The following is a 14,141-nucleotide window of genomic DNA, read 5'->3' on the forward strand; positions in this document are numbered from 1 at the left end:
ACCTACTGGCCCAAGCCACCTGAGTGTGTCGGGTGGCCAGGTGGGTAATTTGAGCAGAACACTGTAAAGAATTACGTCGTGATGCGAGTCAGCTAGCGTTTTCTGACAATACACAAAGTAACAGCGGCAGGCGAAAAAACATTTGCTGTTCACCTGACTGGCAGGTCGAAGTCTGACGCCGTTTATTAAACACGAATCTGGAAAGACTACAGGTGTAAACCTGGAGCATAAAAAACCCGGCGCGAGGCCGGGTTTTTCGATGAGGCTGGAATCAGGCTGCGAATTGCTTGGCCACGAAGTCCCAGTTCACCAGGTTCCAGAACGCTTCTACGTACTTAGGACGCAGATTGCGGTAGTCGATGTAGTAGGCGTGTTCCCACACATCGCAGGTCAGCAGCGGGGTGTCGCCGCTGGTCTGCGGGTTGCCGGCACCGATGGTGCTGGCCAGTGCCAGGGAGCCATCAGCCTTCTTCACCAGCCAGCCCCAGCCGGAGCCGAAAGTGCCGATGGAAGTCTTGCTGAACTCTTCCTTAAACTTGTCGAAGGAACCGAACGCCTTGTTGATGGCTTCGGCCAGCGCGCCGGTAGGCTCGCCGCCAGCTTTAGGGGCCAGGCAGTTCCAGTAGAACGTGTGGTTCCAGACCTGAGCGGCGTTGTTGAAGATACCGCCCGAAGAGGTCTTGATGATTTCTTCCAGGGTCTTGCCTTCGAACTCGGTGCCTGGCACCAGGTTGTTCAGGTTCACGACGTAGGTGTTGTGGTGCTTGTCGTGGTGATATTCCAGAGTCTCCGCAGAAATGTGCGGCACCAGAGCGTCTTTGGCGTAGGGCAGTGGCGGCAATTCAAAAGCCATGGTTTATCTCCTTTCAGGTCAATTGCGGTAATCGCACGGCCGATCACGGGCGGCCAGATACAGCATGCACCGGGAGTTTTACTCTTTTGCGGCGCAGACCCCGGATCATAGCACCGGGTCTGCGGCTTAACCACGCAACAACTGTGTGGGATAGAGGTTCCAACGCGTTTGACCTGAAGGTCATGAAACCCGTCAGGCTGAGCGGATCAATTGAAAGGCCACGCTGAACATCATCACGGCGATCATCACGTCCAGCATGCGCCATGTGGCGGGGCGGGCCAGCCAGGGCGCGAGCCATGCCGCACCTAGTGCCAGGCTTGAGAACCACAGCAGCGAGGCGCTGGCAGCACCGCCCACGTACGCCCCCGGCACGTCCTGTTGTGCCCCGAGCGAGCCAATCAGCAGCACTGTGTCCAGATACACGTGCGGGTTCAGCAAGGTAACGGCCAGCGCACTAAGCAACACCGTGCGCAGCGATCTTTTGCCAACGGCTGTGCTGTGTTCAAGGCTTTGCCGCGAGCACGCGCGCCGCAGTGCCTGCAGGCCATACCAGCTCAGGAATATCACACCGCCCCAGCGTGCTACCGCCAGCAATGTCGGGTTTTGTGCGAGCACATTGGCCAGTCCGAAGACGCCTGCCGCCACCAGAATGGCGTCGCAGACAATGCACAGCAACGCCACGGGCACGTGATGTTCACGGCGCAGGCCCTGAGCGAGTACAAAAGCGTTCTGAGTACCGATAGCCATGATCAGGCCTGCCGCGATCAGCAGACCATTAAGGTAGCTTTGCCACATAAAGACGTTCCATTGAGCAGATTCAGATGGCGATTCTTATGCGTTGAGAGCTATAAGGAAAACAAATAATACTCATCGCTCATTAGGAAAACTGATGTTCGACTACAAATTGTTATCTGCATTGGCGGCTGTGATCGAGCAAGCCGGTTTCGAGCGTGCCGCTCAGGTGCTGGGGCTGTCTCAATCTGCGGTTTCGCAGCGCATCAAATTGCTGGAGGCACGCATTGGTCTGCCGGTGCTTGTGCGCGCGACGCCACCGAGCCCGACCGACATCGGACGCCGCCTGCTCAATCATGTACAGCAGGTCCGTTTGCTGGAGCGCGACTTGCAGAGTCAGGTGCCGGCGCTGGATGAAGAGGGCATGCCCGAGCGTCTGCGAATCGCCTTGAATGCCGACAGTCTGGCGACCTGATGGGCACCGGCCATCGGCGCGTTTTGCACGCAACACCGGCTGTTGCTGGATCTGGTTGTCGAAGATCAGGACGTAGGGCTCAAGCGCATGCGTGCAGGCGAGGTCGCGGCCTGCCTGTGTGGCAGCGAGCGCCCGGTGGCCGGGGCGCGCAGCCAGTTGCTGGGGGCCATGCGCTATCGGGCGCTGGCCAGTCCTTCATTCATCGCCCGCCATTTTCCGCACGGCGTGAGCCCGGCAAATCTGGCCAGATCGGCAGCACTGGTGTACGGGCCGGACGACCTTTTGCAGCATCGTTATCTGGCACTTCTTGGCGTTCAGGACGGCTTCGAGCATCATTTGTGCCCGTCGTCCGAAGGTTTCATACGTATGATCGAGGCCGGGATGGGCTGGGGCCTGGCGCCCGAGTTGCAGGTGCGCGACCAATTGCGCAGCGGCACCCTGCTTGAATTGCTGCCGGAGCGCTGCATCGATGTGCCGTTGTACTGGCACCATTGGCGCAATGGCGGGCAGCTCTTGACGCAGCTTACCGAACATCTTGCGCAACATTCGGCCGATTGGCTGGTGCCGCTGAGCGAGGAATGATCGTCAACATGATCATGTGTAATCCATGCAGGCAGGGTTTTCCCTTTTCTGCAGATGCGTTAACGGAGCGGTAAATGAAGATTCTGGTCACCGGCGCGAGCGGCTTCATCGGCGGACGCTTTGCGCGTTTTGCCCTTGAGCAGGGCATGAGCGTGCGGATCAATGGCCGTCGTGCCGAAGGTGTCGAGCACCTGGTCAGGCGTGGCGCCGAGTTCATCCAGGGCGACCTCGCTGACCCTTATCTGGTGCGGGCGCTGTGCGATGACGTGGAAGCGGTGGTGCACTGCGCAGGCTCCGTCGGCCTGTGGGGACGCCGCCAGGATTTCATGCAGGGCAACGTGCAGCTTACCGAAAACATCGTCGAGGGCTGCCTGAAACAAAGGGTGCGAAGGTTGGTTCATCTTTCGTCGCCCTCGATCTACTTTGATGGCAAATCGCACCGCGGCATCAAGGAAGAGCAGGTGCCCAAGCGTTTCCATAATCACTATGCGGCGACCAAATACCTGGCCGAGCAAAAGGTCTTTGGTGCCGAAGAGTTCGGCCTGGAAGTGATCGCCCTGCGGCCGCGCTTCGTCACTGGCGCGGGCGACAACAGTATTTTCCCGCGTTTGCTGCACATGCAGCGCAAGAAGCGTCTGTCGATTGTCGGCAACGGTTTGAACGTGGTGGATTTCACCAGCATGCACAACCTCAACGAAGCCATGCTGAGCAGCTTGCTGGCAACCGGCTCGGCGCTGGGCAAGGCCTACAACATCAGCAACGGCACGCCGGTCCCGCTGTGGGACGCAATCAATTATGTGATGCGCCAGATGCATCTGCCTCAAGTCACCCGTTATCGTTCATACGGACTGGCCTACAGTGCCGCAGCAATCAACGAGGGTGCCTGCCTGCTGTGGCCGGGCCGACCTGAACCTACCCTGTCAAGAATGGGCATGCAGGTCATGAACAGGGATTTTACGCTTGATATCAGCCGCGCCAGGCATTATCTGGATTATCAGCCTCAGGTCAGCCTGTGGACAGCGCTGGATGAATTCTGTGGCTGGTGGCAGGCACAGCACGCAATCTGAATGCGGTAGTGGCACAGTGAGATTGGTTGCGCGCTGTTGTTATACTGCCCGACTTTGGTTTAACAGCTTCCTGAAGGGTTATTCATGCGCAACGATCCATACGACGACGTCGATGACGTTCCCAGCCTGAGCGCCAAGGACGACGATGACGACTTCGCGCCGGGCAATGGTGCACGCGAACGCACCACGGTCTATTCGCGTACCACACCGGTGGTCAAGGTAAAGGGCCCGAGCACCGGACCGCTATGGGCGTTGGTCGGCGCGCTGTTCATTGCCTTTTGCGGTCTGGGCTGGTGGAGCTTTCAGCAGGTCTCCCTCATGGAACAGCAATTGGTGGCCACTCAGGAGAGCTTTGCGCGCATCAGCGAAGAAGCGGCGGGACGCCTGCAGGATATTTCCGGCAAAGTCGTTGCGACCGAGGCGCTGTCCAGCGATGGCGAGGCGCTCAAGCAGCGCATCAAGCTGCTGGAAGCGCAACTGGAGGATCAGGACAAACAGCGCGAGGGCGTTGAAGGCCAGCAGGGCAGTCTCGACAAGCGCCTGGAGCAGATGGCCGCGCAAACCGCCCAGCAGCACAGTGAAAGCGCGCAGTTGCAGGAGCAGCTCAAAAGCGTCGTCGCTGAGCTGACCACCCTGAAAGCCGCGCTGCCCGATCTGAAAACCGCACAGGCCGATCAGGGCAAGCTGGATGCGCAAATCAAAAGCGTGGCAGCCGATGTTGCGACATTGAAGAAACAGGGCAACCCGTCGGCTGCTGTCGAGCGCCTGGAGCAGGACCTGATGGTCCTCAAAAGCGAACAGGAAAACCGCCCGGCCCCGTCAGCAGAGGCCAATACTGCCGAGTTCGACGCGTTTCGTGCTCAGGTCACCCGCAATATCAATACCCTCACCAGCCAGATCCAGAATCTGTCGCAACAGCTCAACGCGCGTCGTTGAAGGCAAGACTTGCCGGCGGCTGTCCATAGCAGATAGCCGCTGGCAAATTTCCTGACATTTTTTTGTACTCGTTAAATAGATATGCACTTGCCAATAGAAGGAAGGCTTACGCTTGCCTGGCTGTTAACTAAATTGGAGTTTCAACAATGAATGGAATCAATGAGATGTACACCGATGCCCCGCAAGAAACGAACGAAAATTACATCCCGGCTGAAGACTCAGACCAGGGAGTAGACGAAGTTTCCAGGACGCCGTTGCCCACTTACGCCGACGTACCGGATTATCCGGAAGATTTGGTACGCCAGCAGGTCAAGCCACCGGTGAAGTTCAAACCGCCTGTAAAGCCACCTGTCAAACCGCCTGTAAAGCCGCCTGTAAAACCTCCGGTCAAGGGGGCAGGTCCGGTGAAGCCGCCCGTGAAACCGCCCGTGAAACCCCCGGTCAAGGTGAAAAAGCCAGTGAGGCCACCTGTCAAACCGCCCGTCAAACCTGTTATCAAACCACCCGTTGCGCAAAAGTTAACGCCGGCCCCTGAGGCACCTTCGCGCCTGGACAAGCTGCTGGCAGTCATAAGCACGGTCACCGGTGTTTTACAACTGGTCCACCCGCTAAACAGTGTCTTCAACCCCGATGGTACGGTCAGTTATCCGAATGGAAGTGTTGCGGCGGCAGATGGCCAGTCCTTGACGCACACGGATGGCACTGTTCAACACCTGGATGGCACCACCGTGCATGCCGACGGTTCGGTCGAGCACCCCGGCGGCGATGTTCAACACAAGGACGGCACCTGGGTTATGGCAGATGGCTCTGTCAGCTACCCCGACGGTCGCTGGAAGTTACCGGACGGGACTATCACTGATGCCGAAGGCAATGTGCTAGGGAAACTCTGAAAAAGACTTCCTAATTTGGCAAAATCTCCGGACACCAGTCGCCGAGCTTTTCGATGATGAAACAGATGACCTTCGCCGACGCCGAGTATGCCGGCAAGCGCAAGCAGACCCGTAAGGAATTGTTCCTGATCGAGATGGATCAGGTGGTGCCCTGGAAAGGTTTGATTGCCCTGATTGAGCCCTATTATCCAAAAGGAGAAGGTGGCCGGCCCGCCTACCCACTGATGGCGATGCTGCGTGTTCATCTGATGCAGAACTGGTTCGGCTACAGCGATCCGGCGATGGAAGAAGCGCTGTATGAGACGACCATCCTGCGTCAGTTTTCAGGCCTGAGCCTGGAGCGAATTCCAGACGAAACCACCATTCTCAACTTCCGTCGTCTGCTGGAAAAGCACGAGTTGGCGACCGGGATTCTCGGCGTAATTAATGGTTATCTGGGCGACCGTGGCTTGTCGTTGCGTCAAGGCACCATCGTCGATGCCACGCTGATTCACGCGCCCAGTTCGACCAAGAACAAGGATGGCAAACGCGATCCTGAGATGCATCAAACCAAGAAAGGTAACCAGTACTATTTCGGCGCCAAGGCTCACATCGGCGCCGACGACGAGTCAGGCCTGGTGCACAGCGTGGTAGTAACAGCGGCCAATGTGGCAGACGTCACGCAGGTTGCCAAACTGCTGCACGGCGAGGAAAACGTAGTCTGCGCCGACGCAGGTTACACCGGGGTCGAGAAGCGCGAAGAACACGCTGGGCGCAAGGTCATTTGGCAGATTGCCGCCCGCCGCAGCACTTACAAAAAGCATGGAAAACGCAGTATTTTGTACAAGGCGATCCGCAAAATCGAGAAGGCCAAGGCCCAGGTTCGCGCCAAGGTCGAGCATCCGTTTCGGGTCATCAAACGCCAGTTTGGCTATGAAAAAGTGCGCTTTCGGGGCTTGGCCAAGAACACCGCGCAGATGGTGACGTTGTTCGCCCTGTCAAACCTGTGGATGGCCCGTCGACATTTGTTGGCGAGCGCAGGAGAGGTGCGCGTGTAATGCAGGAAATGGTTACCGCAAAAGGCTTTGCAGCGGCCGAAAGAGCTAAAAAGCGAAGATAATTGAGCAAATTTCGACATGCATCGTTTTTTGAAAAGTGCTGAGGACTCGGTAGCCGGAAAACATCCGGCTACTTCAGACCTTCCCTAGGTACAGTCGGGCCTGAGGCTAAGCTGTAACAGTAATAAGTACGGGCGATAAAAAACCCCGGCTCTTGCGAGTCAGGGTTTTTTGCTGTTGCAGCGCCGTGTTACAGGCGTGGGTAGTCGATATAGCCGACCGGCCCTTTGCCGTAGAACGTTTCGGGATGCGCTTCATTCAGAGGCGCATCGCTGGCCAGACGCTCAGGCAGGTCCGGGTTGGCAATATAAGGCACACCAAATGCGATAGCGTCGGCCTTGCCTTCTGCCAGCCAGGTATTTGCGGTGTCCTTGGTGAATTTTTCATTGGCGATGTAGACGCCGCCGAAATCCTTCTTCAACTGCGGGCCGAGGCTGTCTTCGGCGTCACGCTCACGGGCACAGATGAACGCGATACCGCGCTTGCCAAGCTCTTTGGCCACGTAGCTGAAGGTTTCAGTGCGGTTAGCATCGCTCATGTCGTGCATGTCGAAGCGAGGCGAAAGGTGTACGCCTACGCGACCAGCGCCCCACACCTCAATGACCGCATCAGTCACTTCCAGCAGCAGACGAGCACGGTTTTCTACCGAACCGCCGTACTCGTCAGTGCGCTGGTTGGAGCCGGTCAGCAGGAACTGTTCCAGCAGGTAGCCGTTGGCACCGTGTACTTCCACGCCGTCGAAGCCCGCAGCCTTGGCGTTTTCCGCACCGACGCGATAGGCCTCGACGATGTCACCGATTTCTGCCAGTTCCAGCGCGCGCGGGGTCGGCAGCGGGGTGATCGGGCGCATCAGGCTGACATGGCCTTCAGCTGCGATAGCGCTAGGGGCCACCGGAGTTTCGCCGTTCAGGTACGCCGGGTGGGAGATACGGCCAACGTGCCACAGCTGCAACACAATCCGGCCACCAGCGGTATGCACGGCCTTGGTGATGTTGCTCCAGCCGCGTATTTGGTCGTTGGACCAGATGCCGGGTGTGTCCGGGTAACCAACACCCATCGGCGTGACCGATGTGGCTTCAGTCAGGATCAGGCCTGCAGAAGCACGCTGCACGTAATACTCGGACATCAATGCATTGGGTACGCGACCTTCGTCGGCGCGGCAGCGCGTCAGTGGCGCCATGATGATGCGGTTTGGCAGTTGCAGATCGCCAATGGTGATCGGGTCAAAGATAGTCGTCATGTGTCGAATCCTCGTGATTGATCAATGTGTAGCAGGTGCCAGATCGGGGTTGCCGGTCTGACGAAAAGTAATCAGTGTGATCAGCAGCGCGAGCACTGCCAGCATGGCAGCGGCCAGCGGTACGCTGGTCAGGCCCAGGCCCAGGCCGTGGGCGATGACGCTGCCACCGACCCAGGCACCAAGCGCGTTGCCCACGTTGAAAGCGCCGATGTTCAGGGTTGAAACCAGGTTGGGCGCGGCTTTGCCGAAGGTCACCACGTTGATCTGCAGAGCCGGGACGGCGGCAAAGGCAGCGACCGCCCAGAGGAACAGGGTGATTTCAGTCGGGATCAGCGCGGCGCTGGTCCAGCTGAGAGCGGTTGAGATCACCGCCATCGAGACGAACACGGCAATCAGCGTGGATGACACACGGCGGTCGGCCATCTTGCCGCCAATCACGTTACCTGCGGTCAGGCCCAGGCCTATCAACAGCAGGGTCCAGGTCACGCCCTTGGGCGATACGCCGGTGACTTCGCCGAGCAGCGGGGCAATGTAGGTGAACAGGGTGAACATGGACGCTGAAAACAGCGCGGTCATGGTCAGCGACAGCCAGATACCGGCACCTTTCAGTGCGGCCAGTTCGGCGCGCATGTCGAGTTTTTCTTCTTTGCGGTTGGTCGGCAGAAAGCGGATCAGGCCGATCAGTGCAATCACGCCGATGACTGTTACCGCCCAGAAGGTCGAGCGCCAGCCTGCGTATTGACCCAATGCAGTACCCAAAGGCACGCCCAGCACGTTGGCCAGGGTCAGACCGGTGAACATCAACGCTACTGCCGAAGCGCGGCGATTGGCAGGCACCAGCCCTGCAGCAACTACCGAACCGATGCCGAAGAACGCACCATGACACAGCGCTGTAACCACGCGGGCGAACATCAATACGTTGTAGTCACTGGCCAGTGCGCAGAGCAGGTTGCCGATGATGAAAATGCCCATCAACGTGACCAGCGCAGCCTTGCGCGGCAGTTTTGCCGTGGCCATGGCCATGAACGGCGCGCCGACGGCCACGCCCAGCGCATAGCCGGTGACCAGCCAGCCTGCGCCGGGGATAGATACACCAAGGTCAGCCGCCACATCGGGCAGCAGGCCCATGATGACGAATTCGGTGGTGCCGATGGCAAAGGCGCTCAGGGCCAGAATAAGTAGCGAAAGAGGCACGGGGCAGCTCCTGGTAAACGTTGGAAAATCAGGTCGGGTTGTTCAGCTCTTCAACCAGCGCCTGAACGAATGCCTGTATGACTTCTTCGTTGCGTCTGAAGAAATGCCATTGGCCAACCTTCTTGCTGCTGATCAGGCCAGCGCGTTGCAAGGTCGCCAGATGGGCCGAGACAGTGGATTGGGACAATCCTGCACGCTGATCGATCTGTCCGGCGCACACGCCGTGTTCAATCGAGTATTGCTGAGCAGGAAAGCTCGCGCGGGGGTCCTTCAACCAGGTCAGGATTTCTCGGCGGACCGGATGGGCCAGGGCTTTTATTATGTCGTCGAGGTCGATAGGCATGTCGTTCTCACAGGCGGTGTAGCGATATATCGCGATAGGACGAACCTTATATCTGTATTTCGCGATATACAAATATGATTTTGTGCTTAGGACTGGCAAAATCGCTATATCGGGTTATATCGATATATAGACCTCGGCCTTGAAAGCGGCGTAGGCTTGCAGGCATGAACTATCTGGCACATCTTCATCTCGGCGGGCATCGGCCTGCTCAATTGCTTGGCAGCCTGTATGGCGACTTCGTCAAAGGTCCGCTGTCGGGACGTTTTCCTGCAGAGCTTGAAGCGGCCATTCGGCTGCATCGCAGCATTGACGCTTTCACTGACAGCCACCCGCTGATCAAGGCTTCCATTGCCCGCTTTCCATCCCAGCGGCGACGCTATGCAGGCATTATGCTCGACGTCTTTTTCGATCATTGTCTGGCTCGCGACTGGCATCGCTATGCCGATCTGCCGCTGGACGTATTCACTGGCAAAGTCTATGGCACGCTGGCCGCCGAGCCGCAATTGCCCGAGCGGCTCGCATTGATCGCGCCGCGCATGGCCGCGCAGGACTGGCTGGGTTCGTATCGGGATTTCGAGGTGCTGGGGCAGGTGCTGAGCGGGATATCGCGACGCTTGTCACGGCCCGAAGGGCTGGCAGGCGGCATGCAGGAACTGCAGGCGCTTTACCAGCCCTTGAGTGCGGATTTCGCCGAGTTCTATCCGCTATTGGAGGATTTTGCTCAGGCTGCCCTGGCCGAGCGCGAAGCCACTTCGCTCGGCTGAGCAGGCTCGCCGGATACTTGTTTACCGATCACTGACTCCCCCGTGACAGGTTCACCGAACAGCGCCACCTGAACGGCTTGCTGGGCCTTGAACGCCAGTGCAGCGCGCTCCTGATCCGCCGTCGGAATCGGGGTCAGCAGGTGAATGTGCACATCGCTCTGCTCATTGGCGAACAACCGGCGCAAATGGGACAGCAAATCGTCGTCGCCAATGAACGGGGCAATCGGGTCCGGTTTGCCGTCACGCGAGTAACCGATGGCCACTGGCTGGATCGGCACGCCGGCTTCAATGGCACTGGACAGCAGACGGCCGTGGAAGGTGCGCAGGCTTCTGCCATCGGTGGTGGTGCCTTCCGGGAAGATCAGCAGTGCGTTGCCTTGTTGCAGGTGATTGCACATCTGCTTTTGAATCAGACGGCTGTCGCCCGACCCGCGACGAATGAACAGCGTACCTGCCTTCAGTGCCACCCAGCCCGCTACCGGCCAGGTCCGAACTTCGGCCTTCGACAGAAACGACAGCGGTGCCAGCATGCCCAGCAGTGCAATGTCGGTCCACGACACATGGTTACTGACCCACAGCATTGGCTGGGTTGGCAACTGACCTGTCACGGTGACGCGAAACGGCAGGGCATTGGTCAGGCGCGCCATGAACCAACGGCTCCAGCGCTGCCTGCGCTCCATCGACCCACCGATTCTGGTGCGTTCCAGAACCGCGAACGTTCCGGCAATCGTCAAGCCGAGCGCCACGACCAGCAGCACCCGGACTACGCGGGCATAGCCGCGTGCCCGGCTCATCACACGGCCGCCTTGAAGTGGCGGGCATAGCGCGGGCACAAGTCGTCGCGCTTGAGCAGGATGAACACGTCGGCCACCTGGAAGTCTTCGTCCCAGCACGGTTCGCCGCAGATCTTGGCCCCCAGGCGCATGTAAGCCTTGAGCAGTGGCGGCATCTCGCAGATCACATTGCTCGGGATATCGAGCGTCGGCAGCGGGTTTTTCGGCTCGGCGCGCAAGTGCTCGTTGCACAGGTAGCGTTCGCGCAGGCGTTGCATGATCGCGTGCGCCTGAATGCCGCCGTCGTGCATCGGGATGCTCGCGCAGCCCATCAGGTAGCTGTAGCCGCCTTCGTTCAGCACCTCGGCCAGCTCGCTCCACAACACCGCGATGGTGCCACCGTTGCGGTAGGCCGGGTCTACGCAGGTACGGCCCAGCTCAAGAATCGGACCCTGCAAATGAACCAGACCGTGCAGGCTGAATTCTTCTTCACTGTAGAAACGCCCCAGCGTGCTGGCAGCCTTGTGGTCGAGCAGCCGGGTAGTGGCAACCAGACGCCCGGTGTTCAGGTCACGCACACCAATGTGCGAGCAATGAACATCGTAATCGTCGATATCCAGGCCTTGTTCAGCGCCGTTGAGACGGGCGTTGAACTCTTCGCTGAACACACTGAAACGCAACGCCTGTGCTTCCTGCAGGGCGCGCGCTCCAATCAGGCGCTCGGCCTGAAGACGACGTTCAGAAGTGTTGTCACGAATGCGGGCGATCTGGGTCATACGAATCTCCATGAGCCAGCCATGCAGAGTTTGGCTGGTTGACTGATTTGTCCAGGCGCTTTGCCGTACTTGCAGGCTAGGGAGATGGCGTGTCATGCCTGTGAAGCTTTGGTGATGGTTGTGTGACGGGCAACGCTGTGGGCATTTCCACGCTGGTGGAGCGGGAGGAGCGAGCGGCGTACGAAGGACCACTATCGTGCCCATGCTCCGCGTGGGTATGCCGTTCTGGACGCTCTGCGTCCTGTCCCGGGGTAATGGCTGACTGTCACGAAGCCCTGATACGGTATGCGGATTACTCTGTAGAGGCTCTGTCATGCCGCGTAGATCTTTCCGCCTGTGTCTGGTTTTGATCCTGGGCTTCAGTGCCCAGGGCGTCGTTGCTCAAACATGGCCGACAGAGCAATGGTCATCTCAGCCTGCGCCGCGATCTGCGGCAATCGAAGAACTCGAGGCCTACGCCTTCCCGCCCCGTGACGACGCCACACGCAAGGGCATTCGCACCGATGCGCTGCTGGTGATTCGTGATGGCGAAGTTGTGTATGAGCGCTACGGCGGTGTGACCACCGCGCAAACCCCGCACCTGACCTGGTCGATCAGCAAGAGCGTGATGGCGACAGTGCTGGGCGTGGCGTTTACCGACGGGCGCTTTCAACTCAATGATCCAGTGGCGAAGTTCTACCCGCCGTTCAAGGCGCACCCCGATATCGCCATCAAAGACCTGATGCACTGGGCTTCGGGGCTGAATTGGCAGGAAGATTACGAATATGCACCGCTTAACTCTTCCGTAGTCGCCATGCTCTACACCCGTGGGCGTGACGACATGGCGCGCTTCACCGCCGAGCACCGCGCAGCCGAATCCCCCGGCAAGGCGTACCTGTATTCCAGCGGCGACAGCACGGTTCTGGCTGCTGCGTTGAAAAATATCGTCGGGCCACAGGCGTATGCGGATTATCCGTGGACCGCACTGTTTGACCCGCTTGGCATCCGCAGTGCCGTCTGGGAAACCGATGGCGTGGGTACATTTGTAGGGTCGTCCTATGCCTACATGACCGCCCGCGACCTGGCACGCATCGGCTTGCTGATGCAGCGCGGCGGGCAATGGCAGGCTCGGCAGTTGCTCAACAAGGAATGGATGAACTTCGTGCTGACGCCGTTTGCAGGCGAGCAGATAGATGCCAACGTCGAAGTCCCTGGCGGCCAATGGTGGCTCAATCGAACTGCCGATGGCGGCAGGGGGCCGTGGCCCGATGCGCCCCCTGATACCTTTTCCGCACTGGGCCATTGGGGGCAGGCGCTGTACGTGATCCCCGACCGGAAGCTGGTGATCGTGCGCTATGCCGATGACCGCGACGGTACTTACGACCACAATCAGATGATCAAGCGCATACAGGCAGCCTTTGGCAAGGAGGGTGGGCAATGAGCAGTCGCCGAATGTTCATCCTGCGTCGACCCTTCAGCAGCCTGCTGTTGCTGATCCTTGCTGCGCTCGCGGTACTTGCCTGGCAGTACCGCGTGAACCTGCAGGCATTCCCCACCATCATCAGTGCCTACACCGCCAAGGAATACTGCTCGTGCAGGTACGTCATGAACAACCCCGAGGCGTATTGCCTGGGCTACGTCAAACAGTACGTGCCCAGCGCGCTGATCGACGACAGCAGCCAGAAAAAGGTCATTGCCAACGGGCTTGGACGAACCAGCAGTGCGTCGTGGCAGGGTGAGCGACAAGGCTGCCGACTGTTGCCATCCGAGCCTTGATGGATTACTGCCGAACGTCGTGGTTTGCCAGAGGTCAGACAGGCGGATAAGGTGGCCCTCAATTGCACGTCTGGAGTCTGCATGCTCACTATGAATCGCCTGCTGCTGGTCATGCTGGCCGCAGTGGCGTTACCTGCCCATGCGAACTGGTATCTGGATAACGAGTCGTCGCGGCTCTCGTTCACGTCAACCAAAAATGCCGATATTGCCGAGGTGCATCGCTTCCTCGTGCTGCATGGCAAGGTCGACCCCAAAGGGCTGGCTGAGGTGGAAGTCGAAACGGAGTCCATTAGCACCGGTATTCCCCTGCGTGACGAGCGCCTGCGGGAGCAGGTGTTTCAGGTACACAAGTTTCCCGTTGCGCAGATCAATGCCCAGCTCGACATGCGCCCCATCAATAACCTTGCCCCCGGCGCGCAACTGGAATTGCGTTTACCACTGACCGTCAGCCTGCGCGGCAAGAGTCACAGCTATAACGCCGAACTGCTGGCGACGCGCCTCGACGAGCGCCGCTTTCAGGTTGTGACGCTCGAACCGCTGGTGATTCATGCTCAGGACTTCGATATGGTTTCGGACTTCAATGCCCTGCGCAACGCGGCAGGCTTGTCGGCGGTCAGTCTGTCAGTCCCGGTCGGGGCTGTCCTGATCTTCACGGCGCGCTGAT

General features: G+C 58.9%; 15 protein-coding genes and 1 pseudogene. 9 read left to right on the forward strand and 7 right to left on the reverse strand.

Annotated features, from left to right (window positions below; genetic code table 11):
• Window positions 1-271: 271 nt before the first annotated feature.
• Window positions 272-853 carry a superoxide dismutase gene (locus LJU29_RS05995; RefSeq protein ID WP_257111776.1) on the reverse strand — a complete coding sequence of 194 codons (582 nt, stop codon included), beginning with the start codon at window positions 851-853 and terminating at the stop codon, window positions 272-274.
• Window positions 854-1,045: 192 nt separating this feature from the next.
• Window positions 1,046-1,648, reverse strand: coding sequence for a LysE/ArgO family amino acid transporter (locus LJU29_RS06000; RefSeq protein ID WP_005753928.1), 603 nt, complete (start codon window positions 1,646-1,648; stop codon window positions 1,046-1,048).
• Window positions 1,649-1,742: 94 nt separating this feature from the next.
• Here LJU29_RS06000 and LJU29_RS06005 point away from each other — a divergent pair.
• The 5 genes and pseudogenes from LJU29_RS06005 (at window position 1,743) to LJU29_RS06025 (ending at window position 6,572) form a co-directional block, all read left to right on the forward strand.
• Window positions 1,743-2,642: pseudogene (locus LJU29_RS06005) on the forward strand (LysR family transcriptional regulator ArgP).
• A gap of 74 nt (window positions 2,643-2,716) precedes the next feature.
• Window positions 2,717-3,709: an NAD-dependent epimerase/dehydratase family protein gene (locus LJU29_RS06010; protein ID WP_004656428.1), complete on the forward strand. Its 993-nt coding sequence runs from the start codon at window positions 2,717-2,719 to the stop codon at window positions 3,707-3,709.
• 84 nt (window positions 3,710-3,793) lie between these two features.
• A complete protein-coding gene (locus LJU29_RS06015) occupies window positions 3,794-4,645 on the forward strand; it encodes an ATPase (protein ID WP_004656426.1) in 852 nt (283 codons plus the stop codon).
• Window positions 4,646-4,809: 164 nt separating this feature from the next.
• The gene (locus LJU29_RS06020) at window positions 4,810-5,535 is read left to right on the forward strand and encodes a hypothetical protein (protein WP_257112690.1); all 726 of its coding nucleotides are present in this window, start codon (window positions 4,810-4,812) and stop codon (window positions 5,533-5,535) included.
• Window positions 5,536-5,591: 56 nt separating this feature from the next.
• Window positions 5,592-6,572, forward strand: coding sequence for an IS5-like element ISPsy2 family transposase (locus LJU29_RS06025; protein WP_054078085.1), 981 nt, complete (start codon window positions 5,592-5,594; stop codon window positions 6,570-6,572).
• Between the two features lie 250 nt (window positions 6,573-6,822).
• Here the strand turns inward: LJU29_RS06025 and LJU29_RS06030 are convergent, their stop codons facing one another.
• Genes LJU29_RS06030 through LJU29_RS06040 form a run of 3 tightly spaced genes read right to left on the reverse strand, consistent with a single transcriptional unit; the run spans window position 6,823 to window position 9,409 of the window.
• Window positions 6,823-7,872 (reverse strand): alkene reductase, encoded by a 1,050-nt coding sequence (locus LJU29_RS06030; protein WP_257111778.1) that lies wholly within the window; start codon window positions 7,870-7,872, stop codon window positions 6,823-6,825.
• A gap of 21 nt (window positions 7,873-7,893) precedes the next feature.
• Window positions 7,894-9,066, reverse strand: a complete 1,173-nt coding sequence (locus LJU29_RS06035) for an MFS transporter (RefSeq protein WP_257111779.1) — start codon at window positions 9,064-9,066, stop codon at window positions 7,894-7,896.
• Between the two features lie 28 nt (window positions 9,067-9,094).
• Window positions 9,095-9,409 carry an ArsR/SmtB family transcription factor gene (locus LJU29_RS06040; protein WP_002554999.1) on the reverse strand — a complete coding sequence of 105 codons (315 nt, stop codon included), beginning with the start codon at window positions 9,407-9,409 and terminating at the stop codon, window positions 9,095-9,097.
• 164 nt (window positions 9,410-9,573) lie between these two features.
• On the opposite strand from LJU29_RS06040, the gene LJU29_RS06045 reads away from it, so the two are divergent.
• Entirely contained in the window at window positions 9,574-10,173 is a 600-nt protein-coding gene (locus LJU29_RS06045; RefSeq protein WP_005741002.1) for an acyl carrier protein phosphodiesterase, read from the forward strand.
• Here the strand turns inward: LJU29_RS06045 and LJU29_RS06050 are convergent.
• The gene (locus tag LJU29_RS06050; RefSeq protein WP_257111780.1) at window positions 10,131-10,967 is read right to left on the reverse strand and encodes a lysophospholipid acyltransferase family protein; all 837 of its coding nucleotides are present in this window, start codon (window positions 10,965-10,967) and stop codon (window positions 10,131-10,133) included. The genes LJU29_RS06045 and LJU29_RS06050 overlap by 43 nt on opposite strands.
• Entirely contained in the window at window positions 10,967-11,722 is a 756-nt protein-coding gene (olsB, locus tag LJU29_RS06055; protein WP_005741003.1) for an L-ornithine N(alpha)-acyltransferase, read from the reverse strand. The genes LJU29_RS06050 and olsB overlap by 1 nt, the downstream gene beginning before the upstream one ends.
• Before the next feature lie 313 nt (window positions 11,723-12,035).
• Here olsB and LJU29_RS06060 point away from each other — a divergent pair, with 313 nt between their 5' ends.
• The 3 genes from LJU29_RS06060 to LJU29_RS06070 all read left to right on the forward strand — a co-directional run bounded on the left by LJU29_RS06060 (window position 12,036) and on the right by LJU29_RS06070 (window position 14,140).
• Entirely contained in the window at window positions 12,036-13,142 is a 1,107-nt protein-coding gene (locus tag LJU29_RS06060) for a serine hydrolase domain-containing protein (RefSeq protein WP_257111782.1), read from the forward strand.
• Window positions 13,139-13,477: a hypothetical protein gene (locus LJU29_RS06065; protein ID WP_016981206.1), complete on the forward strand. Its 339-nt coding sequence runs from the start codon at window positions 13,139-13,141 to the stop codon at window positions 13,475-13,477. Before LJU29_RS06060 ends, LJU29_RS06065 begins: the two co-directional genes overlap by 4 nt.
• A gap of 81 nt (window positions 13,478-13,558) precedes the next feature.
• A complete protein-coding gene (locus LJU29_RS06070) occupies window positions 13,559-14,140 on the forward strand; it encodes a YceI family protein (protein ID WP_011169403.1) in 582 nt (193 codons plus the stop codon).
• Window position 14,141: the final 1 nt, after the last annotated feature.

This window comes from Pseudomonas ficuserectae (genome assembly GCF_024584585.1).
Lineage (GTDB): Bacteria > Pseudomonadota > Gammaproteobacteria > Pseudomonadales > Pseudomonadaceae > Aquipseudomonas > Aquipseudomonas amygdali.

What these genes read in the sequence shown, in the direction of transcription:
- LJU29_RS06040 (WP_002554999.1), bottom strand. Translation starts at nt 9,409, where the DNA reads ATGCCTATCGACCTCGACGACATAATAAAAGCCCTGGCCCATCCGGTC.
- LJU29_RS06020 (WP_257112690.1), top strand. Translation starts at nt 4,810, where the DNA reads ATGTACACCGATGCCCCGCAAGAAACGAACGAAAATTACATCCCGGCT.
- LJU29_RS06000 (WP_005753928.1), bottom strand. Translation starts at nt 1,648, where the DNA reads ATGTGGCAAAGCTACCTTAATGGTCTGCTGATCGCGGCAGGCCTGATC.
- LJU29_RS06045 (WP_005741002.1), top strand. Translation starts at nt 9,574, where the DNA reads ATGAACTATCTGGCACATCTTCATCTCGGCGGGCATCGGCCTGCTCAA.
- LJU29_RS06025 (WP_054078085.1), top strand. Translation starts at nt 5,592, where the DNA reads ATGAAACAGATGACCTTCGCCGACGCCGAGTATGCCGGCAAGCGCAAG.
- LJU29_RS06030 (WP_257111778.1), bottom strand. Translation starts at nt 7,872, where the DNA reads ATGACGACTATCTTTGACCCGATCACCATTGGCGATCTGCAACTGCCA.
- LJU29_RS05995 (WP_257111776.1), bottom strand. Translation starts at nt 853, where the DNA reads ATGGCTTTTGAATTGCCGCCACTGCCCTACGCCAAAGACGCTCTGGTG.
- LJU29_RS06010 (WP_004656428.1), top strand. Translation starts at nt 2,717, where the DNA reads ATGAAGATTCTGGTCACCGGCGCGAGCGGCTTCATCGGCGGACGCTTT.
- olsB (WP_005741003.1), bottom strand. Translation starts at nt 11,722, where the DNA reads ATGACCCAGATCGCCCGCATTCGTGACAACACTTCTGAACGTCGTCTT.
- LJU29_RS06050 (WP_257111780.1), bottom strand. Translation starts at nt 10,967, where the DNA reads ATGAGCCGGGCACGCGGCTATGCCCGCGTAGTCCGGGTGCTGCTGGTC.
- LJU29_RS06015 (WP_004656426.1), top strand. Translation starts at nt 3,794, where the DNA reads ATGCGCAACGATCCATACGACGACGTCGATGACGTTCCCAGCCTGAGC.
- LJU29_RS06060 (WP_257111782.1), top strand. Translation starts at nt 12,036, where the DNA reads ATGCCGCGTAGATCTTTCCGCCTGTGTCTGGTTTTGATCCTGGGCTTC.
- LJU29_RS06065 (WP_016981206.1), top strand. Translation starts at nt 13,139, where the DNA reads ATGAGCAGTCGCCGAATGTTCATCCTGCGTCGACCCTTCAGCAGCCTG.
- LJU29_RS06070 (WP_011169403.1), top strand. Translation starts at nt 13,559, where the DNA reads ATGCTCACTATGAATCGCCTGCTGCTGGTCATGCTGGCCGCAGTGGCG.